The following is a 20,313-nucleotide window of genomic DNA, read 5'->3' as shown; positions in this document are numbered from 1 at the left end:
GCCACGATAGGCGGTCTATGCTTTCTCAAACGCAAACAACCTCGCCATTTTTTTGAAGGATGCGGAACCGTTTATTTGCATCTTTGGTGAAAGGTCATCCGACTGGGCACCAGAACAGTGCCTTGGGAGTGATGCGATGACGATGACGGGCGAGAACTGCATCCCATTCAGTTACGTGCTCTGCGATCAACTGGCGATCCTGGCCGTCGATGACGATCCCATCCAGCGGGAATTCTGCGCCGTTTATCTGGCGACGCCCCAGGCTGAGATCACAACGGCCGGCTCGGCAGAGGAAGGTCTTGCCCTTCTAGACCAAGCCAGCTTCGACGTTGCGCTGATCGATGTCGACATGCCCGGCATGAATGGCATCGAGATGGTGCGCCGGATTCGTGCCGACCGCCGCTTCGACGACTTGCCCCTGATGGTCATCACCGGGCGCGAGGATATCGTCTCGATCGACCAGGCCTATGCGGCCGGTGCCACATCGTTCATGTGCAAGCCCGTCAACTGGCGGCTCCTGGGCCATCAGATCCGTTTCCTCATCCGGGCGCACCGCGCCCTCGCGGCAGCCTGATATGGTCGCGGCGTTCATCCAGCGAGCACTGATGCGTCTTCGCGGCGATGAACGCGGCGGCGTGCTGATCATGGCCGGGGTCGCGTTGCCGGCTCTGCTGGTGGGCGCAGGCGTGGTCATCGACTTCGGCATCCTCTCCGAACAGCGGACCGCCTTCCAGGCGGCTGCCGATGCCTCCGCGCTGGCCGCTGCGCGGGAGTTCCGGCTGGCCAATGCCAACCCGACGACGGTGCAGTCGGTTGCGGAGAAGTTCGCCGCGACGTCGCTGAAGGCGGTCAACCATTCCGGCACGATCGCAGCCTCGGTCGACCTCAAGAAGATGACCGTCACGGTCGAGATCAACACGATCGCGAAGACGAACATCATGCACATGTTCGGAACGGAGATGGTGCATGTGGGGGCCAGGGCCACGGCGCGCGTTCTCGGCAGTGCATCGATCTGCGTCATCGGGCTCGAGAAGAACAAGAACGAGACCATCTACCTGGAAAAGGACGCGAAGCTCGAGGCGCCGGAATGCGCCGTGTACTCGAATTCGAGCAAGTCCCAGGGCCTGAAGGCGATGCAGAACTCGTCGATCAAGGCGCGCTTCATCTGCTCGGCCGGCGGCAGCTACAAGGACAAGTACGACAGCTACAGCCCCAGCCCGACGCTCGACTGTCCGGTTCTGGCCGATCCGCTGGCGTCGCGCCCGCCGCCGCCGACCGGAGGCTGCAGCGCCACCGACCTGAAGGTCACCACCAGCATGACGCTGAGCCCCGGCACCTATTGCGGCGGCATCCGGATCAGCAAGATGGCCGTGGTCAGCATGAATCCGGGCATCTACGTTTTCAAGGATGGCCCCCTCGACGTGTCGGGAGGCGCTTCGCTGAAGGGCGCGAATGTCGGGATCTACCTGAACGGCAAGGGCGCGGTGATCCGCTTCGACGCCGACACGAAGATCGACCTGACCGCGCCCAGGGACGGCGTGCTGGCGGGCATCCTGTTCTATGAGGACCGGAACTCGCCGATCAACCAGAAGCACGAAATCCTGAGCAACGACGCGAAGGTGCTGCTGGGCACGCTCTATCTACCGCAGGGCGAACTCAACATCGCCGCCAACAAGCCGGTGGCGGCTGAATCCGCCTATACGATCGTGGTGGCGCGGCGCTTCACGCTCTCGGCCGGGCCGACCATGGTCCTCAACGCGAAATACGGGTCGACGAACATTCCTGTTCCCGATGGTGTCGGCCCGGGCTCGACGGCCGCCCATCTCGCTCGCTGACCATCAGAAGGCGCGCCGCGCTCACCGATTGGCGGGCCAGCCATCGCGGAGGAAAGCGTCGATCTCGTCTGCGGTCACCGCAGGCGAGAACAGGTAGCCCTGCAGAAGATGGCAGCCGGCCACGCGCAGGAACTGCTGCTGGGCCTGCGTTTCCACGCCTTCCGCCACGACCTTCATTCCCAGCGCCCGCGACAGGGCAGTGACGGCCTGGACGATCGCGGCCGCCTTGAGTTCGCCAGTCCCGTCGATCAGTGATTTGTCGAGCTTCAGCTTGTCGATCGGAAGCTTCTGCAGATAGGCGAGGCTGGAATAGCCCGTGCCGAAATCATCCAGAGCGATCCCGATCCCGCTCTGTCGCAGGACATTCATCGTCTCGATCGCGCGCTCGAAATTCTCGATGATGCCGCCTTCGAGCAATTCCAGCTCGATCTGGGCCGGCGTGTTGCCGATCTCGCTCACCAGCGAGAGCAGCTGCCGGGCGAAATCCGGCGATTGAAACTGCCTTGCGCTGATATTGATGGATATCGTCAGTTTCGGCCAGCGCAGCCCGTCCGTGCAGGCCTGGCGGATGACCCACCAATCGACCGCATCGGCCTGCTCGTCGTCGTCGACGCTGTCCAGAATGGCTTGCGGGCCCGATACCCGGCCATCCCTATCGACGGAGCGCAGCAGGCATTCCACGCCGACGAAGGTTTTACCGTCGGAGCTGACCTGGGGTTGGTAATAAAGGTGCGCGCCCGTGAGAATGGCGTGATCCAGACTTTGTGTCATCGGCGAGCTGTTCAATCACAACGCTGATGCGGGCTCGACACTCACAGCCATAACCGCTTCCTTGGGCGGGAACAACGTCGCATAGGCAAGGGCTTCGGCAACAGCGCTGGAAGGCGTCGGCCCAGATGACCAAGGCCGGATATGCATTTTATCCGTCAAAAGACAACATCTTGCGAAGGCTTAGCCTGCCTCATCGACGCGCCGCAACTGGCTCGCGCGCTGCAGGTGACTGCGCATCAGGGCGCTCGCGAGCTCGCGGTCCCCGGCCTCGATGGCATCGAGGATCTGCAGATGCTCCCGGCAATTCACGACGACGCGCTCGAAGCCGAAGATCCAGTCGTAATTGGAGAGCCGCCGCAGCTCGTTCTGGCGTTTCACGGCGGAGTGGATGAAGCGGTTGCCCGATGCCGCCGCCAGGCCCTCGTGATAGGCCGCGTTCATCTCATAGAAGCCGATGCTGGAGGATTCCTGCCAGGGTCGTTCGAGGGTCTCGCGGTGGCGTGCTCGCATCTCGGCGATCCAGCCTGCCTCGAGCGCAAAGCCGGGCTCCAGCAGCGCCATCGGCTCGATCAGCAGGCGGAAGCGATAGCGCTCGTCATGGGCCTGAGGATCGCGCGGCTTTTGCAGGAAGCGCCAGCCATAGCCCGGCTTGCGCTCGATCATGTCGAGATCGGCCAGCCGTGCCAGCAATCGCTGGACCTCAGGCCGGGTCAGTCCATAGCGTCGCATCACATCGACCTCGGAAATCCCATCGCCAAGCTGGCCGCTTTCGCGGTCATGGGCGAGGCGGGCCAAAGCGAGTTCCGTGCTGTCGCTTCCGGTCGCCATCGTCGCGGCCGGGGCGCCGAGGAATTCCACGCCCTTGTTGGGGTGGCGCCGGACGACGCCCTGCTGCGCCAGATGGTCGAGGGCGGCCCGCACCGGGGTCCGCGACACGTTCAGGCGACGGGCAGCGTTGTTCTCGTTGACGAAGCTGCCTGCGACGAGGCCGTCCTCGCGAACCATCTGCAGGATGGCCTCGGCGATATCCTGCTGCAGCTTGGTCGGGGCGGCCATGGCATAACTCTTGATTGTCTTAGTTCACGATGAAATACATGTGACGTGAGGCGAATGCCAGCGTGCCCTGCGGAGCTTGAAGATGGTTCAACCCTGTCCTTTCGTCGATGTCTCGGGCAGCGCTTACGAGCGCGGCCGCCAGCATGGCTCCAGCGTGCCTCAGCGCGTCAAGCGCTCGATTGAGCTCTATGGCGGGCAGCTCGGCGATCTCGGCTACGACGCTGCGGCGAAATCCGCGCTGATCGCAGAGTTCGCCGGCGAGATCGAAGCCTTCGGCAGCCACTACATCGAGGAGATGCGCGGCATTGCCGACGGCGCCGGCGTGCCGCTCGAAGACATCGTCATGATCAATGCCCGCACCGAGGTCATCGCCAAGGCGCGGCTGGTCAGGAACAAGCCGGTCGAGGCGACCGAGGAACTCGACGACGGTTGTACCGGCGCGATCATCCTGCCCGAGCGCAGTGCCGGTGGTGCGCTGATCCACGGCCAGAACTGGGACTGGAAAGCCGAATGCGCCGAGACCGCGATCGTCCTGCGCGTCCGCCGCGACGACGGCCCCGATTTTCTCACCTTCGTGGAGGCCGGCGGCCTCGCCCGCTGCGGCATGAACGAAGCCGGCATCTGCATCACCGCCAACTACCTCGAATCCGAGCGCGACTTCACGCAACCCGGCGTGCCGCTCGCGCTGATCCGCCGCAAGGTCCTGGAGCAGGAGCATTTCGCCTTCGCCATCAAGGCGGTCGCGACGACGCCGAAGGCCTGCTCCAACAACATGATGCTCTCGACCGTCGCGGGCTTCGGCATCGATTTCGAATGCGCGCCGGACGAGGCCTTCCCGCTCTATCCGAGCAACGGGCTGATCGTTCATGCCAATCACTGGGTTGGACAGGTCGCGCTGACCAAGCTGCGCGACACCGGCACGCCGCGCGTGCCCGAGAGCTTCTACCGCGACTGGCGCGTGAAGAAGCTGCTCGACGAGGCCGGCGATAAGCTCACCATCGACGATCTGAAACACGCCCTGTTCGACGATTTCCTCACCCCGCATTCGGTCTGCCGTCCGCCGCGCCCCAACGACACCGGCAATCTTTCGGCGACGGTCGCCATGGTGGTGATGCAGCCGGCGCAGGGAATCATGGAGGTCTGCCCGCTGCCCGCGCTGAACCGGACCTTCACGCGCTACAGCCTGACGGAAGAGCCGCGGACCCTGGCCCAGGCCGCCGAGTAAGCCAGCCTCGACGCAGCATGCCGACAGAAAACAAGGGGACCATGCCGATGCTTCGACAGATCACGAAAAAAATGGCCATGGCCGCAGGGCTGGCGCTCGCCGTCTCTGGCGCAGGCGCTCAAGCTGCCACGGTGCTGCGCGTCCAGATTCCAGCCGACATCCGCTCGATCGATCCCGGCGTCAACCGGGACCATCCGACGGACGGCGTGGTTCTTCACATGGTCGAGGGGCTTGTCGCCTATGGCGAGGACGGGACGCCAAAACCGCTGCTCGCCGAGACCGTCGGCATCTCGCCCGACGGCAAGACCTACAGCTTCCGCCTGCGCGGCGGCGTCAAATTCCACAATGGCGTCGAGATGACGTCGGCCGACGTGCTGTGGAGCTGGAACCGCTACATGAACCCGAAGACGGACTGGCGCTGCCTGTCGGAATTCGACGGACGCGGGACCGTCAAGGTCGAGAGCGTGACCGCGCCCGATGCGCGCACCGTCGTCTTCACCCTCGACAAGCCGAGCGCGCTGTTCCTGACCTCGCTCGCCCGCACCGACTGCGCCATGACGGCGATCCTGCACAAGGACTCCGTCAGGGCGGACGGCTCATTCGACAAGCCGATCGGTACTGGCCCGTTCAAATTCGCCGAGTGGAAGCGCGGTGAGTTCGTGCGGGTCGAGCGCTTTGCCGATTATGCCGCGCTTCCGGGCAAGATCGACGGGCTGGGCGGTGCCAAGCGCCCGCTCGTGGACGAGGTCCGCTTCGTCGTCATCCCCGATAGCGCCACCGCCAAGGCGGCTCTGGTCAGCGGCGATATAGACGTCGTGCCCGATGTCGCCAATGCCGACGTCGGCGAACTCAAATCGGTCGACAAGGTCAAGCTCTCGGTCGTCTCGCATATGGGGCTGGTCGGGCTGATCATCCAGACACGCGATCCGGTCATGGCCAATGCAAAGCTGCGGCGTGCCATGGCGGCTGCGATCGACAAGCCGGAACTGGTCGCCGCGGTGACCGACGGACTGGGCAAGCCCAACGGCTCGATCGTGCCGACGCTGTCGGCCTATCACGGCAAGGTCCAGGACGAAGACATCGCCTACGATCCCGCCGCCGCCAAAAAGCTCATCGTCGAATCCGGCTACAAGGGCGAGAAGATCGTGATGATGGCCAATAAGCGCTATCCGCAGAGCTTCAACGCTGCGGTCATCGCCCAGCAGATGCTCAAGGCCGTCGGCCTCAATGTCGAGATCGAGGTGCTGGAATGGGCGACGCAGCTCGACCGCTACAACAAGGGCAACTACCAGATCCAGGCCTTCCCCTATTCCGGCCGGATGGACCCCGCGCTGTCCTTTGAGTCGATGACGGGTCCGAAGGACAAGCAGCCGCGCAAGCTCTGGGACAATCCCGATGTTCAGGCCTTGCTCGAGAAGTCGATGATCGTCGCCGATCCAGCGCAGCGTCAGGCGATCTTCGACGATCTGCACCGGCGCTTCCTCGCCGATATGCCCATGGTGATGCTCTACAACGGTATCGCCGGCGGCGCGGTCGGCAAGCGGGTCAATGGCTACGTCTCGTCGCTGACCTCGCTGCCGCGGCTCTGGGAAGTGTCGCTGGCGCCGTGAGCCGGTCCCTGCGGCCTTCGTGTCAGCCCATGTCCTTCTGGATATGGCGGGTGATCAGGGCCGCAAGCTCCGCCGCATCACGCCGCTTCAGCGCCTCGACCATGGCGTGATGGTCACGTGCGCTGGCCAGCAGCGCTTCATGCGAGGCCCAGACCGTGACGGTCGAACCGCGCGAGCGGTCGCGCAGGGCCCAGATCGTCTCTTCCAGCACGGGGTTGCCGCAGGAGGCATAGATCAGATGGTGGAAGGCGCTGTTGATCTCGCTCTGCTCGATGCGCGTGCCGGTCGTGGCGGCGGCGCTGAAGGCGGTCGCGAGATCGTCGAGACGGGCGATGGCGGCCGCGTCGATATGCGCCACGACGCCGGCCATCGCGCCTGTCTCAAGCAGGATGCGTGTCTCGCGGATGGCGCGATAGGTCGCCAGGTCGATCTCCATGACCCGGTAGCCGCGATTGGGCACATGCTCGATCGTCTTGCGGATGGCGAGCTCTTCCAGGGCACTGCGCACGTCGAACCGCGTCGCCTGGAATTTCTCCTCGAGATCGATCTGCCGCAGCCATTCGCCGGGGCGATACATCCGCAGCCGGATCGCCTGGGCGATCTCGCTGGCGAGCGCGCGCTTGGCGACACGATTCGGTTTGCGTTGCGGTTGCATGGCGGCGTTCTAGCCCATTGGACGAGGCGGTGCACAAGCCTATTGCGGGACGCAGATCGTTATGCAACTAAATTGGCGCCAATTATATCGCCAGATCAAGAGGTGCCGGCATGACCACTCCCGACGCACAAACGGCGCCAGCCGAGGACGCCGCCGCCATCGCCCGCGCGCTCTACGACATGGGCCCGACGCCGGTGATCGCCTGCAAGGCCGATCCGCGCTTCAGCTATTGCCTCTATGTCCCCAAGACGCTCGGCAAGACGGCACAGCCGCCCGAGCTGATCGTCGCGATGCACGGCACGGGCAGAGGCTTCACCGGCTATCGCGACGCCTTCCAGGAATTCGGCCGCTGGAACAATTGCGTCATCCTGGCGCCGCTCTTCCCGATCGGCGTGCTCGGCGACGACAACCGCGACGGCTTCAAATACATGCGCGAGGGCATGATCCGCTACGATCAGGTGCTGCTCGCCATGGTCGCCGAGGTCGAGGCGCGCTACGGCGTCAGCTTCCCGCGCTTCGGCCTGTTCGGCTATTCCGGCGGTGGCCATTTCGCCCACCGCTTCCTGATGCTGCAGCCGCGGCGGCTGTTTGCCTGCTCGATCGGCGCGCCGGGCTCGGTGACGCTGCTTGATCCGACGCGCGACTGGTGGGTCGGCACCCGCAACATGGCCGAGCTCTTCGGCACGACCCCCGACATCCCTGCGATGAAGCAGGTCGCCGTGCAGATGATCGTCGGCGCGGCCGATCTGGAGACCTGGGAAATCACCCACAAGCCGGGCGGCCGCAACTTCATGCCTGACGCCAACCATGCCGGCGCGACGCGGCCTGAAAGGCTCGCCCGCCTGAAGGCCTCCTTCGAACAGGCCGGCATTGGCGTGCGCTTCGATCTCGTGCCGAACATGGCTCATGACGGCCTTCGGGCGGTGCCGACGGTCGAGGATTTCTTTGCCGAGGCACTGATCAGGCATCGCGCTGCGAGCGCCAAGGCGGCCTGAGACCGCCGGCGCCGCACGTTAACGAGACAACGACAACAGGGGATACACCATGAACCGGCTTCTCGCCTCTGCCTGCCTCCTGCCGCTGCTGGCCGGCCCGGTGCTGGCCCAGTCGCTCACCGTTGCGGTCCAGGCCGACGTCCGCAGCATCAATCCGGGCGTCAACCGCGACGACGGCACAGACGATTTCGCCCTGCAGATGGTCGAGGGTCTCGTCGGCTATGACGAGGGTGGCACGCCGCAGCCCCTGCTCGCGGAAAAGGTCGCACTTTCCGCCGACGGCAAGACCTACACCTTCACCTTGCGCAAGGGCGTCAAGTTTCACAACGGCGCCGAGCTAAGCTCGGCCGACGTGTTGTGGAGCTGGAACCGCTACATGGACGCGAAGACCGAGTGGCGCTGCACCTCGGATTTCGACGGCCGCTCCGGCCTTAAGGTCGAATCGGTCGAGGCGCCCGACGCGCAGACCATCGTCATGAAGCTCGACAAGCCGAACGCGCTCTTTCTCGACAGCCTGGCGCGCACCGACTGTGCGATGACCGCGATCCTGCACAAGGATTCCGTCAAGCCGGATGGCACTTTCGACAAGCCGATCGGCACAGGCCCCTACAAGTTCGGTGAGTGGAAGCGCAGCGAGTACTTCACCATGACCGCCTTCGAGGGCTATGCCTCGCCGAAGACCGACGGCAAGGCCGACGGCTATGTCGGCTCCAAGCGCCCGCTGCTCAAGGAGGTGAAGTTCCTCGTCGTCAAGGACCCCGCGACGGTGAAGGCTGGGCTGACCTCGGGCGCGCTCGATCTGAGCGAGATCCTGCCGAGCGACGTCGCCGAGATCCGCAAGCTGCCCACGCTCGAGGTCGTTACCGCCGCCACCGCCGTGCGCCAGGTCCTGCTGATCCAGACCCGCGACGCCGTGATGGGCAACCAGAAGCTGCGCCAGGCGATCGCCGCCGCGCTCGACATGGACGAGGTTGTCGCTGCTGCCTCCGACAATCTCGGCCAGACCAACACCTCTCCGATCTATCCCGGCTCGTCCTATTTCGGCGCGGTCGAAAAGCAGGGCCACAAATACGACCCGGCCCGGGCCAAGAAGCTGCTCGTGGAGGCCGGCTACAAGGGCGAGAAGATCGTCATCCTCGCGAACAAACGCCCGCGCGTGCCGAGTTTCCCGGCCGCGGTCGTCGTGCAGTCCATGCTGCAGGCGGCTGGAATCAACGCAGACATCGAAGTGCTGGACTGGGCGACCCAGCTCGACCGCTACAACAAGGGCAACTACCAGATGCAGTCCTTCTCGTTCTCGGCGCGCTTCGACCCTGCGCTGGCCTTCGAGCAGTTCGCCGGCCCGAAGGACAAGCAGCCGCGCAAGGTCTGGGACAATCCGCAGGCACAGGAGAAGATCGAGCGGCTGATGTCGCTTTCCGACCGTGCCGAGCGTAAGAAGCTCGTCGACGAGCTGCACAAGGCCGTCATCGACGAGGTGCCGCTGATCTTCATGTTCAACGGCGTCGACGCCATCGCCCACAGCAAGCGCATCACCGGCTTCAAGCCCTGGCAGTCGAAGCTTCGGATGTGGGAAGTCACCGCCGCGAAGTGACGCAGAACCCGCTCCGCTAACGCACGAGCCCGAAAGCCGCCAATGCTGCGCTTCGCCCTGACCCGGGTCGCCATGGCCCTGCCGACGCTGCTGATCGTGGCGGTCTCGGTCTTCGTTCTGATCCGGCTGATCCCGGGAGACCCGGCCTCGCTGATGCTGGGCGATCTCGCGACGCCGGCCTCGATCGCCGATCTGCGGGCGCGGCTCGGCCTCGACCAGAGCCTGTTCGTCCAGTTCGGCATCTGGTTCGGCAACCTGCTCAAGGGCGATCTCGGCATCTCCATCAACACGCAGGAGCCGATCCTGCCGCTGATCCTCTCGCGTTTCTGGATCAGCGCCCAGATCGTGCTGATCGCGGTCTTCTGCGCCAGCCTGGTCGCGGTGCCGGCCGGCGTCATCGCGGCCTGGAAGCAGGATTCGGGGCTCGATCTCGGGCTCGTCACGGTGGCGACGCTGCTGCTCTCGATCCCAACCTTCTGGCTTGGCCTGCTGCTATTGCTGTTCTTCGGCCTCAAGCTCGGCTGGCTGCCCGTCGTGGGCTACGTCTCGATCGGCGACGATCCCTGGCGCGGCGTGCTTTATCTGGTCATGCCGATCCTGACGCTGTTCTTGCACGAGATTGGCGTGCTGCTGCGCATGGCGCGGGCCTCGACGCTGGAGGTGTTGCGACTCGACTACGTCACCCACGCCCGCGCCAAGGGCCTGTCGGAGATGGCCGTGCTCTGGCGCCACGCCTTCAAGAACGCCTTCGGGCCGACCTGGACGCTGATCGGCCTCGTGCTCGGCAACCTGCTCGGCGGCATCGCGGTGGTCGAGACGGTCTTCACCATCCCCGGTCTCGGCCGGCTGCTCGTCGATGCGATCTTCGCGCGCGACTACCCGGTCATCCAGGGCTGCATGCTCTTCGTCGCCTTCACCTATGTGCTGGTCAACGTCGTGATCGACCTTTGCTATCCGATCTTCGATCCAAGGGTGACGGCAGAATGAGTGGCCGCGCAATGAAGCTCCCTCCGCTCAATGCCCTGATCGGCGGCGGCCTGATCGGTACGCTCGTTATCGTCGCCAGCATCGGTGCGCTCTGGACGCCCTATGACCCCTTGCGCCTCTCCTTCCGCTACAAGCTCGCGCCGCCATCGCCGATGTACTGGCTCGGCACCGACGAGTTCGGCCGCGATGTGCTCTCGCGATTGATGGCAGGCGCCGCGACCTCGGTCTGGATCAGCATCCTGACGGTGACGCTGGCGGTGGTGCTTGGCACGCTGATCGGCGTGTTCTCGGGCTATGTCCGGGGCTGGGTCGATCGCGTCATCATGGCGTTCAACGACGCGCTGCTGGCCTTCCCCGGCATCCTGCTGGCGCTCGGCCTGCTCGCCGTGGTCGGCGCCAACAAATACGGCATCATCCTGGCACTTGGCATCGCCTATACGCCCTCGGTCGCGCGCGTCGTGCGCGGCACGGTCTTGTCGCTGCGCGAGAAGGAGTTCATCTCGGCCTCGCGCGTCATGGGCAATTCCGAGGCCTTCACCATGGCGCGCCACATCCTGCCCAACTGCATCGCGCCGCTGACGGTGCTGGCGACCTCGATGTTCGGCTATGTGCTGCTGGCGGAGAGCGCGCTCTCCTTCCTCGGGCTGGGCGTGCCGCCGCCGGCTCCGACCTGGGGCAACATGCTGGCGGGGTCCAGGCCCTATATCGGCCAGGCGGTCTGGCTCGGCATCTTTCCCGGCCTGTGCATCTCGCTGACCCTGCTCGGCATCAATCTCCTGGGTGACGCGGTTCGCGACAAGCTCGATCCGCGCATGCGAGGCACGCGATGACCGAATCCTCGCTGCTGCAAGTCGAGGCCCTCACCCTCGCGATCAAGTCGTCGGGGCGGGCGGTCGTGGATCAGGTCGGCTTCTCCGTTGCACGGGGCGAGATCGTCGGCATCGTCGGCGAATCCGGCTCGGGCAAGACGCTCGCTGCCCGCGCCATCATGGGCTTCGTCCCGCCGGCCGTGAAGCTTGTGTCGGGTTCGATCCGCTTCGACGGAGAAGAGATCACCACCATGGCGCCAAAGCGCCTGCGGGCGGTGCGCGGCTCCAAGGTCGGCATGGTCTTCCAGGAGCCGATGACCTCGCTCAACCCGTCGATGATGATCGGCCGGCAGCTCGAGGAAGGGCTCGCGCTCCATCGCAAGCTCGACGCTGAAGGCCGCCGCGCGCTGATCCTCGACATGCTCCGGCGCGTCGGCCTGTCCGATCCGCAGGGCGCGCTCGAGGCCTTCCCGCACCAGTTCTCCGGCGGCATGCGCCAGCGCATCATGCTGGCCTCCGTCATGCTGCTCAAACCCGCGCTGCTGCTCGCCGACGAGCCGACGACGGCGCTCGACGCAGTCGTGCAGCGCGACGTCATGGAGCTGATGGTTGGGCTGACCCAGGAGAACGGCACTGCCGTGCTGCTGATCTCGCATGATCTCGGCATGGTCGCGCGCTATTGCAGCCGCATCGTCGTGATGTCCCAGGGCCAGGTCGTCGAACAGGGTCCGAGCGCCGACATCCTGGCGCGCCCGCAGCATCCCTATACCCGCAAGCTGCTCGCTGCGATGCCGCAGCGCGGCGAGCCGCGCGACCTGCCCCAAGTGAAGACGCCGATCGTTGCGGTGCGCGACCTCGTCGTCGACTATCCCGGCCGCCAGCGCTTCTTCCGCAAGAGCGCGCCCAAGCGCGCCTTGCACGGCATCTCGCTCGATGTGCAGCCGGGCGAGGTCGTCGCTGTCGTCGGCGGCTCGGGCTCGGGCAAGACCACGCTCGGCCAGGCGATCGCGGGCCTCGTCAAGGCGAGCGGCGGCGACATCCTGTTCGACGGCAAGCCGATCTTCAAAAGCGAGGCGGCCTATTGGGACTACCGTCTGAACTGCCAGATGGTCTTCCAGGACCCTTACTCGTCGCTTGATCCGCGCATGACGATCGGCAGGCTGGTGGCCGAGCCGCTGCGCCTCGTGCCGGGCATGGCGGCGCAGGACAAGACCGCGCGCGTCGCCGAAGTGCTGACTGAGGTCGGCTTGGCCAACGGTTTCGCTGACCGCTATCCGCACGAGCTCTCCGGCGGCCAGCGCCAGCGCGTCGCGATCGCGCGTGCCGTGGTGCGCCGGCCGAGCTTCGTCATTGCCGACGAGCCGGTCTCGGCGCTCGACGTCACGGTGCGGGCGCAGGTGCTGGAACTCTTCGCCGAGCTGCAGCGCAAGCACGGCTTCTCCTGTCTGTTCATCAGCCATGATCTCGGCGTGGTCGAGCAGGTCGCAGACCGCGTCATCGTCATGAACGAGGGCCGCATTGTCGAGCAGGGCTTGCGCGACCAGATCTTCGACGACCCGCAACACGCTTATACCCGCAAGCTGCTCTCCGCCGTCCCGGGCCTGGAAAGTACGGATGATGGTGGCGTGCGGCTGTTCTGGCGGCTGGGCGATGCCCGGCAAGACGCGCCGACGCCCCGTGCCTGACCCACGATGACGCACACGCTCTGCCTGCTCGGCGACATCAATCTGAAGGGAGCCGACGATCCCGACAAGGTGTTCGATCTCGTCCGGCCGCTTCTGGCCGAGGCCGACATGGTCTTTGCCAATCTCGAATGCTGCCTGTTCGACGATGCCGCGACCGCCGGGGAGAAACGCGGCTTCTACGTGCCGGTCCGCTTCGCTTCCGCGCTCAAGGCAGCAGGCCTGCACGCGGTCGGCCAGGCCAACAACGTCAATATCGGCAAGGACGCGGTTGCCTCCTCGCTGGCGGCGCTGGGCCGGGCCGGCATCGCGGCGGTCGGTGCCGGGCTCGACGCAACCACCGCCTACGCGACGCGCGTCATCGAGCGCGGCGGGCTTCGTTACGGCATCCTGCAACGCACCGCGGTCTACTGGCCCGATGGACACGAAGCCGGGCCCGGCCAGCCCGGCGTCGCGATCATCAAGGCGCACACCGCCTATCGACCGTTGCTCGAATTGCAGGCGGCGCGGACCCGCCCCGGCGTGCCGCCGGAGGTCGTGACCTGGGCAGACGCGGCCTCGCTGGGGGAATGCTCGGCCGCTATCACAGCGCTGCGTCAGCAAGCCGACATCGTCATCGCCTCCTTCCATTGGGGCTACCGCGCCGAGGTTCTGAGCTACCAGCGCGAGTATGCGCATGCGGCGATCACGGCGGGTGCCGATCTCGTCTTCGGCCACGGCCCGCACATGATCCTGCCGATCGAGCTCCATGCCGGGCGTCCGATCATCTACGGAAGCGGCAACTTCTCGTTCCAGTTCGCGCATGACAGCGTGCTGCACGACGATTGGACCGGCCTGCTTCTGCGCGCTCCGATCAGCGACGGCGCGCTGGACGCGATCGAGATCGCCTTCGTCACGCGCAATGCCGAAAACCAGACCGTTCCGCGCTCCGTCAATGACCTGCCGCAGGAGCGCGACCGGCTGATCGCCGCTTCGGCGAAGCTCGGCGCCCATCTTCAGGTGGATGGCGAAATCCTGCGCCTGCCGCTGAAGACTTGCCGCTGAAGACCTGACCGCAACGAACGAGATGCTGCCATGAAAAACGGAATGGTCGTCTGCCCGCAGCCGGAAGCCGCGGAAGCCGGTGCTGCGGTGCTGGAGCGCGGCGGCAATGCCGTCGATGCCGCGATTGCCTGCGCCTTCATGCAGGGCGTGGTCGATCCGCTGATGTCGGGCATCGGCGGCTTCGGCTCGATGCAGCTCTACATGCCCAGACGCGGCGTCCATGAGATCGTCGAGTTCTATGCCAAGGCCGCTTTGGCCGCGACGCCGGACATGTGGGTGGACAAGCTTCTCGGCCAATCGCGCGACGGCTTCGCCTTCCTGCTCGAAGGCGGCATCAGCGAATTTGGCCATCTCGCCGTCTGCACGCCCGGCAGCGTCAAGGGCTACGACCATGCCCTGTCGCGCTACGGCACGATGGACTGGGCCGACATCATCGCACCCGCCATCAAACAGGCGCGCGAGGGCGTGCTGGTGCGCCCGCACATGCACTGGTTCTGGTCGCAGGATCAGAAGGGCACAGGCCAGGTCAACACCGGCGACAAGCTGCGCTACAGCGAGACCGGACAGAAGCTCTATTTCCGGGAAGACGGCAGCGTGAAGCGGCCGGGCGATCTCGTCGTCAACCGCGATATGGCCAACACGCTGGAGCGTCTGGCGAAGGGGGGCGCCGACCTGTTCTACACGGGCGAGCTGGCGCAGGAGATCGCGGCCGATTTCGCCGCCCATGGCGGCCTGATCTCGCAAGCCGATCTCGCCGCCTACGAGCTCTCGGTCTCGCAGCCGATCTGGGGCTCCTATCGCGGCAAGCGCATCTCTACGAGCCCGCCGCCGGCCAGCGGCATGCTGATGCTGCAGATCCTCAATATGCTCGAGAATTTCGACATCGGTGCGCTGGCGCATGGCAGCGCCGAGCATGTCCGGCTGCTAGCCGAGGCGATGAAGCGCATGACGATCGACAAGGACGCCCATATGGGCGACCCGGCTTATGTCGATGTCCCGGTCGAGCGCCTGATCTCGAAGGAGCACGCAGCCGAGCAGGCGGACGGCATCCGCCGTGGCGAGCGCGCCGACGTGAAGCGGCTGGAGCGCTCCTCCTCGCGCGAGACCACCCATGTCTCGGTCGTCGACCGCCATGGCAACGCGGTCGCCCTGACGCATACGCTGGGCTCACCTTCAGGCGCCATCACCGAAGGCCTCGGTTTCATCTATAACGGCACGATGAGCCGCTTCGACCCGCGTCCCGGCCGGGCCGGCTCGATCGCGCCGGGCAAGCGCCGCTCGTCCTCGGCCGCGCCGACCATCGTCTTCGAGGAGGACAAGCCCTTCATCGTCATGGGCGCGCCGGGCGGCAGCTACATCGCGCCGGCGATGGCACAGGGCATCAGCAACGTCGTCGATTTCGGCATGGGCATGTTGGAGGCGGTCGCGGCTCCCCGCATCGTGGCGGTCTCCAACAGCATCGACATCTCCAATCGCATCCGCCGCAGCGTCAGCGAGGAACTCGTCGCGATGGGCTACGACGTGAAGCGCTCGCCGCAGAGCTATCCCTTCGCGGCTCTGCACGGCATCCGCATCGAGGATGGGCTGTGCACCGGCGGCGCCGATCCGCAGCGCGACGGCATGGCGATCTCGGTTCCGGCATAGCAGGGCAGGGCGCGGGCGGGACTATCCCCTGAACGCCCCGCCGCCATCGACGTCGAGCACCGTGCCGCTGACATAGCCGCAGGCCGGCGAGGCCAGGAAGGCCGCGGCATTGGCGATCTCCTCGGGCTCGATCAGCCGGTTCAGCGGCAGGCCGGTCAGCATCTCCTCCCAGCGCGTCTCGTCGCCGAACTTCAGTTTCGCCCGCGTCTTGCTCAACGAGATGATGCGGTCGGTGCGGGTCTGCGCCGGGTTGATCCCGAAGACGCGCACACCCCATTCGACCGACCGTCCGCCGACCGCGCCGGTGAAGGCCATCAGCGCAGCATTGCCGGTTCCGCCACAGACATAGTCGTAGCGCGGGCTGCGCCCGGCACCGCCGATGACGTTGACGATGGCGCCGGTGCCGCGCTCCTTCATGGCCGCCAGATAGAGCTTGGTCAGGTGGATATAGCCCATCACCTTGAGCGCCCAGGCCTGCTCCCAGGTTTCCATCGAAAGGTCGAGCAGCCCGCCGGCCGGAATGGCGCCGGCATTGTTGATGAGGATGTCGATATCGGGGAAGGCGGCGGCGAGCGCCCCCCGCTCGCCCGCGACCGACAGATCGGCGGCATGGGTCGCGACGCGATTGGCTTCGCCCAACGTCGCGGCCGTCGCGGCAAGGCGCGAGGCGTCCCGGGCGACGAGCACGACCGAGCAGCCTTCCGCGAGAAAGACGCGGGCGCAGGCCGCGCCGATGCCCTTCGAGCCGCCTGTGATCAGGACGCGGCATCCACTGAGTTTCAGATCCATCACGGTCTCCCTGGGGGTCGGTCTTGCGCTGACTCAGTGCAGGCTAGCCGATTTGCCGGGGTCCGAGGTCGCGGCGGACGCGCAGGCCGCCGCCGCGGCACGCATGGGCACGGCTCCCTCGGGGCTCTCCGTCATTTGGATGACGATGGGCGCAGGGCAGCGGCGCTAGCATCGCCTCGATCGGCTTGGGGGAGAAGATCGGTGGTTGGATGCGCAGGGGGCGCCATGGTTGCGGCTGGATCTACCCGCTCAGCCGCGCGGATTGGCCCCTGTGCGGCCGCGGCGCCGGCTCGTGTCGAGAACATCAAGCGGGGCTGGATGCCGCCGCGGCAGAACGCTTCGGTCGGATCGGCGCGCGCTTCAGGCGCGTGCGCGCAGTGGCAGCACGGCGCCGCGCAGCAGCGAAACCAGCTGACTCTGCTGGCGCGTATCGGTCTTCTGGAAGATGCGGGCGAGATGGGTCCGCGCGGTCGAGATGCGCACGCCCTGCGCCTCAGCGGCCTGCGTCAGCGAGAGGCCGCTAGCCAGTGCCGAGGCGAAGCGGGCTTCGCTTTCGGTCAGGTTGAAGAGCTGCCGGCTGCTGACCACGAGATCGGTCGCCATGCCCAGCGGCCGCAGCGCCATCATCACCTTGGCGGGGGGCGTCGTGCCGGGGCGGGTGGGAGCGGCCGGCATGACGCAGGCCGAGAGTGCCTGAGCGCCGTCGCCGCCCTGGACGATCATGCTGCTGCGGTGCTCCTCCAGCGGATCGGTGGCACTACGCAGCGCGGCGTCGACCAGCCGCTTGAGCTGGCGCTGATCGTTGGGCTGGCGGGCGAACAGGCGGCCCTGGCGCAGGCCGACGGCCCCTTCGGGATCGGCCAGGATCTCATCGGCGCCTTCATTCGCGTAGGAGACCTGCAGATCGCGATCGACGATGACGATTGCCATGGCGAGCGCGTCGAGGGCGCCGCGCGCCTCGTCGCGCTGCAGCTTCAGATGCCCGACCTGCCGGCTCAGTTCCGTGACCTTGCGCAGCAGCGGCGACAATCGCCCGAGCAGAGCGGCTTCGGCTTCGTCGAAGGCCTCCTGGTTCTTGCCGCGCTGCACGTCGAAGAACCAGTAGGAGGAATTGGTCTCCGCGAGGCGGCAGGCGATGCCGCCATACATGTCCTGCGGCGCCATCCATTCGCGCCAGGGCCGGCTGGCCCGAAGGGTCTCCTCACCGAACAGCTCGCTGTCGCGGTAGATCGAGCCGATCGGGACGCTGCGCAATGTCTCGCCCATCCGGATGAAATCCTCGGCGAGGTCCTCGTAACAGCGGCGCTGCATGGCTGCGTCGCTGTTCGTGCTGACAGAATCGGCCGCCGTCATGTCGGGACCGATTCGCGAGAGGCAGGCCTTCGAGCCGTTGAAGAGCTGGCGCAACTGCTCGACTGCCGACGGCATTCGGTCGGCGTCGAGCGCGCCTGCAAGCAGATTGTCGACGGCAGAAATTACGGCATCGACGCTGGGACCCGACATGACCGCTCCTCGCCCTCATGGTGCCTGCCACAGCACACTCGCGAGGGAGAGGTTAGCAATATGGACTGCTTACGGAAAGTCCAAAAACGATCCATAAAACGAAACGCCGATTACGGCTGCGTGCCGAGCAATTGGTCGATATCCGCCTGCGTGCCCAGAGCATCGAAAACTCCGGTTTTCCGCGTTGCGATTGCGCCGGCTGCGGCAGCCTGCCGCAGCGCCTCGACCGTGGCGGAACCGCGCGACAGCGCGACGCCGAGCGTCGCGGCGAAGGCATCGCCGGCCCCCAGCGCATCGATCGCCTCAACGGGAAACGCCACCTGTCCGATCGCGCCCTCGGCGGTAACTGCGACCGCACCAGCCGCGCCCAGCGTCAGCACGACGAGACTCGGCCCCCGCGCCAGCAGGGCGGGACCCAGCTCTGCGACGAAGCGGCTGGGTTCGGCCGGCTCGCTGGCGTCGGGCATGATCTCGGCCGCCAGCGCCTGCGCCTCGGTCTGGTTGATGACGAGGATCTGCGCATTCGCCAGAATATCCGGCGGGATCGGGCGGAACGGCGAGGGGTTGAGCAGCGTCGGTACGCGGGCCCGCCGTGCCAGCGCGAAGGCTTCGCGAATCGGTTCGTCGCCGATCTCGAACTGCGCCATCACCATCGCGCAGGCGGCGATCGCCTCCGTGCGAGCGCGCACATGCGTTGCCGAGAGCGCGCGATTGACGCCGGCATCGACGGCAAGGCAGGTCTCGCCGTGCGCATCGGTGAAGCCGACGCCACTGCCGGTCTTGCCGGGCAAATGGACCAGCATCGTCGCGGGCAGGCGGGCCTTCGCCAGCGCCGGTGCCGCGAAGGCGGCGGCGATGTCGTCTCCGACCGCCAGCAACCCATCGACCTCGGCGCCAAGGCGTCTCGATGCCATAGCGAGGTTCAGTCCCTTGCCTCCGGGCTCGATTGTCACAATATCGGCGGCAAGCGATTCTCCGGGGCGCGGGAAACGCGAGACCTTTGCCGAGCACGACACGACGAAGCTACCCAGCACGAAAATCGATCCCTCGGCCATTGCGTTCGATCCCTCAGATGTTTCCGGCAGGTGGACAGCCGCTGCGCACCCTCATGTACCCAACCACGCCAGTATCGAACGTTCCGTCGAAGCCGCCGTTCCAGGACCTGCTGGAACTGCGCGACGACACCGCCAAGCCGCTATACCAGCAGCTTGAAGATCAGTTGACGCGGCTGATCGGCGACGGAACCCTGCCTCCGGGTACCACACTGCCGGCCGAGCGCCAGCTCGCCGAACGGCTGAAGATCAGCCGCGCGACGGTGCAGCGTTCCTACAACGCGCTACGCGAGCGCAAATTGCTCAGCGCACAGGGGCGTCTGGGTTCGATCGTGCAGGGGCCGGGCTCGCGCCTGCATTCGGGCATGGACCGGCTCAAGGGCTTCACGGAGGAGATGCGGGAGCTCGGCCGCGTGCCGTCCTCGCGAATCCTGGAGCAGACCGTCGTCACCGACCGCTCGATCGCCTCGATCTTCGGCCGCTCTTCCAATGCCCGCTTCCTCAAACTGGTTCGTGTGCGCAGTGGCGACGGCATGCCGCTGTCGCGCGAGGTCGCCTGGTACAATCTCGAACGCGTCCCGGAGCTCGAGCACGCCGACCTGACCCGGTCCGTCTATGCCGAGCTGGCGCGGCTCGGCACCCCGCTGGAGCGCTGCGAGCAGACCATCGAGGCGGCCGCCCCGACCCCTGAGGAATGCGCCATCTTCGGCTTCGCGATGCCGTTGCCCTGCTTGCTGATCAAGCGCCGCAGCTACGGCCGCGACGGCGACATGCTCGAATATGTCGAGGGCCTGTTTCGCGGCGACGCCTACACCTACAAGCTGTCACTGCGCATCTGACGGCAGCACCCTGACACGTGGTCACGGCTATCGGCTTCGGCGGCCCGCGCCGGGGCTCGTAGCCAACCTGTCTGCTCGCCAGCGGCGAGCGCTCCACAATTACATGAACCGACGATGAACCATTCGCGGGCGCAGCGCGACGAAAGGGGGACAGGACATCTCAGTCTGTCACGGCCGGTTCCGGCAGACTGTTACATAGGGGACAGCGAAGATGCTCGAGCTT

The 20,313-nt window shown here is 66.0% G+C and carries 18 protein-coding genes; 12 read left to right on the top strand and 6 right to left on the bottom strand.

Annotated features, from left to right (window positions below; genetic code table 11):
* The first annotated feature begins 142 nt into the window (after positions 1-142).
* A complete protein-coding gene (locus AC1DYU_RS11385) occupies positions 143-574 on the top strand; it encodes a response regulator (RefSeq protein ID WP_158486487.1) in 432 nt (143 codons plus the stop codon).
* A gap of 31 nt (positions 575-605) precedes the next feature.
* On the top strand, positions 606-1,835 hold the full coding sequence (locus AC1DYU_RS11380) for a pilus assembly protein TadG-related protein (RefSeq protein WP_476791692.1): 1,230 nt from the start codon (positions 606-608) through the stop codon (positions 1,833-1,835).
* Positions 1,836-1,856: 21 nt separating this feature from the next.
* Here the strand turns inward: AC1DYU_RS11380 and AC1DYU_RS11375 are convergent, their stop codons facing one another.
* Both AC1DYU_RS11375 and AC1DYU_RS11370 read right to left on the bottom strand, forming a co-directional pair.
* Positions 1,857-2,606: an EAL domain-containing protein gene (locus tag AC1DYU_RS11375; RefSeq protein WP_158486470.1), complete on the bottom strand. Its 750-nt coding sequence runs from the start codon at positions 2,604-2,606 to the stop codon at positions 1,857-1,859.
* Positions 2,607-2,786: 180 nt separating this feature from the next.
* The gene (locus tag AC1DYU_RS11370; RefSeq protein ID WP_476791691.1) at positions 2,787-3,662 is read right to left on the bottom strand and encodes a GntR family transcriptional regulator; all 876 of its coding nucleotides are present in this window, start codon (positions 3,660-3,662) and stop codon (positions 2,787-2,789) included.
* Between the two features lie 82 nt (positions 3,663-3,744).
* On the opposite strand from AC1DYU_RS11370, the gene AC1DYU_RS11365 reads away from it, so the two are divergent.
* Both AC1DYU_RS11365 and AC1DYU_RS11360 read left to right on the top strand, forming a co-directional pair.
* Complete coding sequence (locus tag AC1DYU_RS11365) at positions 3,745-4,887, top strand: C45 family autoproteolytic acyltransferase/hydolase (protein WP_476791690.1); 1,143 nt, start codon at positions 3,745-3,747, stop codon at positions 4,885-4,887.
* A gap of 77 nt (positions 4,888-4,964) precedes the next feature.
* A complete protein-coding gene (locus tag AC1DYU_RS11360) occupies positions 4,965-6,497 on the top strand; it encodes an ABC transporter substrate-binding protein (RefSeq protein WP_476791689.1) in 1,533 nt (510 codons plus the stop codon).
* A gap of 22 nt (positions 6,498-6,519) precedes the next feature.
* Here AC1DYU_RS11360 and AC1DYU_RS11355 read toward each other — a convergent pair whose 3' ends face one another.
* Positions 6,520-7,152: a GntR family transcriptional regulator gene (locus AC1DYU_RS11355; protein WP_476791688.1), complete on the bottom strand. Its 633-nt coding sequence runs from the start codon at positions 7,150-7,152 to the stop codon at positions 6,520-6,522.
* Positions 7,153-7,262: 110 nt separating this feature from the next.
* On the opposite strand from AC1DYU_RS11355, the gene AC1DYU_RS11350 reads away from it, so the two are divergent.
* Genes AC1DYU_RS11350 through ggt form a run of 7 tightly spaced genes read left to right on the top strand, consistent with a single transcriptional unit; the run spans position 7,263 to position 15,907 of the window.
* On the top strand, positions 7,263-8,147 hold the full coding sequence (locus AC1DYU_RS11350; RefSeq protein ID WP_476791687.1) for an alpha/beta hydrolase: 885 nt from the start codon (positions 7,263-7,265) through the stop codon (positions 8,145-8,147).
* Positions 8,148-8,196: 49 nt separating this feature from the next.
* Entirely contained in the window at positions 8,197-9,741 is a 1,545-nt protein-coding gene (locus AC1DYU_RS11345) for an ABC transporter substrate-binding protein (RefSeq protein ID WP_476791686.1), read from the top strand.
* Between the two features lie 42 nt (positions 9,742-9,783).
* Positions 9,784-10,728: an ABC transporter permease gene (locus tag AC1DYU_RS11340; protein WP_158486477.1), complete on the top strand. Its 945-nt coding sequence runs from the start codon at positions 9,784-9,786 to the stop codon at positions 10,726-10,728.
* Positions 10,729-10,739: 11 nt separating this feature from the next.
* Positions 10,740-11,558 carry an ABC transporter permease gene (locus AC1DYU_RS11335; protein ID WP_158486478.1) on the top strand — a complete coding sequence of 273 codons (819 nt, stop codon included), beginning with the start codon at positions 10,740-10,742 and terminating at the stop codon, positions 11,556-11,558.
* On the top strand, positions 11,555-13,222 hold the full coding sequence (locus tag AC1DYU_RS11330; protein WP_476791685.1) for an ABC transporter ATP-binding protein: 1,668 nt from the start codon (positions 11,555-11,557) through the stop codon (positions 13,220-13,222). The genes AC1DYU_RS11335 and AC1DYU_RS11330 overlap by 4 nt, the downstream gene beginning before the upstream one ends.
* 6 nt (positions 13,223-13,228) lie before the next feature.
* Positions 13,229-14,263 carry a CapA family protein gene (locus AC1DYU_RS11325; RefSeq protein WP_476791684.1) on the top strand — a complete coding sequence of 345 codons (1,035 nt, stop codon included), beginning with the start codon at positions 13,229-13,231 and terminating at the stop codon, positions 14,261-14,263.
* A gap of 30 nt (positions 14,264-14,293) precedes the next feature.
* A complete protein-coding gene (gene ggt / locus AC1DYU_RS11320) occupies positions 14,294-15,907 on the top strand; it encodes a gamma-glutamyltransferase (protein WP_158486481.1) in 1,614 nt (537 codons plus the stop codon).
* Positions 15,908-15,928: 21 nt separating this feature from the next.
* Here the strand turns inward: ggt and AC1DYU_RS11315 are convergent, their stop codons facing one another.
* From AC1DYU_RS11315 to AC1DYU_RS11305, 3 genes are all read right to left on the bottom strand, one after another.
* Positions 15,929-16,696, bottom strand: coding sequence for a short-chain dehydrogenase/reductase (locus AC1DYU_RS11315; protein ID WP_476791683.1), 768 nt, complete (start codon positions 16,694-16,696; stop codon positions 15,929-15,931).
* Between the two features lie 360 nt (positions 16,697-17,056).
* A complete protein-coding gene (locus AC1DYU_RS11310) occupies positions 17,057-18,199 on the bottom strand; it encodes a helix-turn-helix transcriptional regulator (protein WP_476791682.1) in 1,143 nt (380 codons plus the stop codon).
* Positions 18,200-18,309: 110 nt separating this feature from the next.
* Positions 18,310-19,254, bottom strand: coding sequence for a PfkB family carbohydrate kinase (locus tag AC1DYU_RS11305; protein ID WP_158487249.1), 945 nt, complete (start codon positions 19,252-19,254; stop codon positions 18,310-18,312).
* A gap of 53 nt (positions 19,255-19,307) precedes the next feature.
* Here AC1DYU_RS11305 and AC1DYU_RS11300 point away from each other — a divergent pair, with 53 nt between their 5' ends.
* Complete coding sequence (locus tag AC1DYU_RS11300; RefSeq protein WP_158487248.1) at positions 19,308-20,090, top strand: GntR family transcriptional regulator; 783 nt, start codon at positions 19,308-19,310, stop codon at positions 20,088-20,090.
* Positions 20,091-20,313: the final 223 nt, after the last annotated feature.

The sequence above is a fragment of the Allobosea sp. P2_B12 genome (assembly GCF_056404835.1).
This window is presented reverse-complemented; position numbering and strand designations above follow the sequence as displayed.

Bases quoted from the DNA above. Each gene is read 5' to 3' on its own strand.
- AC1DYU_RS11385 (WP_158486487.1), top strand. From the start codon at position 143: ATGACGGGCGAGAACTGCATCCCATTCAGTTACGTGCTCTGCGATCAA.
- AC1DYU_RS11380 (WP_476791692.1), top strand. From the start codon at position 606: ATGCGTCTTCGCGGCGATGAACGCGGCGGCGTGCTGATCATGGCCGGG.
- AC1DYU_RS11375 (WP_158486470.1), bottom strand. From the start codon at position 2,606: ATGACACAAAGTCTGGATCACGCCATTCTCACGGGCGCGCACCTTTAT.
- AC1DYU_RS11370 (WP_476791691.1), bottom strand. From the start codon at position 3,662: ATGGCCGCCCCGACCAAGCTGCAGCAGGATATCGCCGAGGCCATCCTG.
- AC1DYU_RS11365 (WP_476791690.1), top strand. From the start codon at position 3,745: ATGGTTCAACCCTGTCCTTTCGTCGATGTCTCGGGCAGCGCTTACGAG.
- AC1DYU_RS11360 (WP_476791689.1), top strand. From the start codon at position 4,965: ATGGCCGCAGGGCTGGCGCTCGCCGTCTCTGGCGCAGGCGCTCAAGCT.
- AC1DYU_RS11355 (WP_476791688.1), bottom strand. From the start codon at position 7,152: ATGCAACCGCAACGCAAACCGAATCGTGTCGCCAAGCGCGCGCTCGCC.
- AC1DYU_RS11350 (WP_476791687.1), top strand. From the start codon at position 7,263: ATGACCACTCCCGACGCACAAACGGCGCCAGCCGAGGACGCCGCCGCC.
- AC1DYU_RS11345 (WP_476791686.1), top strand. From the start codon at position 8,197: ATGAACCGGCTTCTCGCCTCTGCCTGCCTCCTGCCGCTGCTGGCCGGC.
- AC1DYU_RS11340 (WP_158486477.1), top strand. From the start codon at position 9,784: ATGCTGCGCTTCGCCCTGACCCGGGTCGCCATGGCCCTGCCGACGCTG.
- AC1DYU_RS11335 (WP_158486478.1), top strand. From the start codon at position 10,740: ATGAAGCTCCCTCCGCTCAATGCCCTGATCGGCGGCGGCCTGATCGGT.
- AC1DYU_RS11330 (WP_476791685.1), top strand. From the start codon at position 11,555: ATGACCGAATCCTCGCTGCTGCAAGTCGAGGCCCTCACCCTCGCGATC.
- AC1DYU_RS11325 (WP_476791684.1), top strand. From the start codon at position 13,229: ATGACGCACACGCTCTGCCTGCTCGGCGACATCAATCTGAAGGGAGCC.
- ggt (WP_158486481.1), top strand. From the start codon at position 14,294: ATGAAAAACGGAATGGTCGTCTGCCCGCAGCCGGAAGCCGCGGAAGCC.
- AC1DYU_RS11315 (WP_476791683.1), bottom strand. From the start codon at position 16,696: ATGGATCTGAAACTCAGTGGATGCCGCGTCCTGATCACAGGCGGCTCG.
- AC1DYU_RS11310 (WP_476791682.1), bottom strand. From the start codon at position 18,199: ATGTCGGGTCCCAGCGTCGATGCCGTAATTTCTGCCGTCGACAATCTG.
- AC1DYU_RS11305 (WP_158487249.1), bottom strand. From the start codon at position 19,254: ATGGCCGAGGGATCGATTTTCGTGCTGGGTAGCTTCGTCGTGTCGTGC.
- AC1DYU_RS11300 (WP_158487248.1), top strand. From the start codon at position 19,308: ATGTACCCAACCACGCCAGTATCGAACGTTCCGTCGAAGCCGCCGTTC.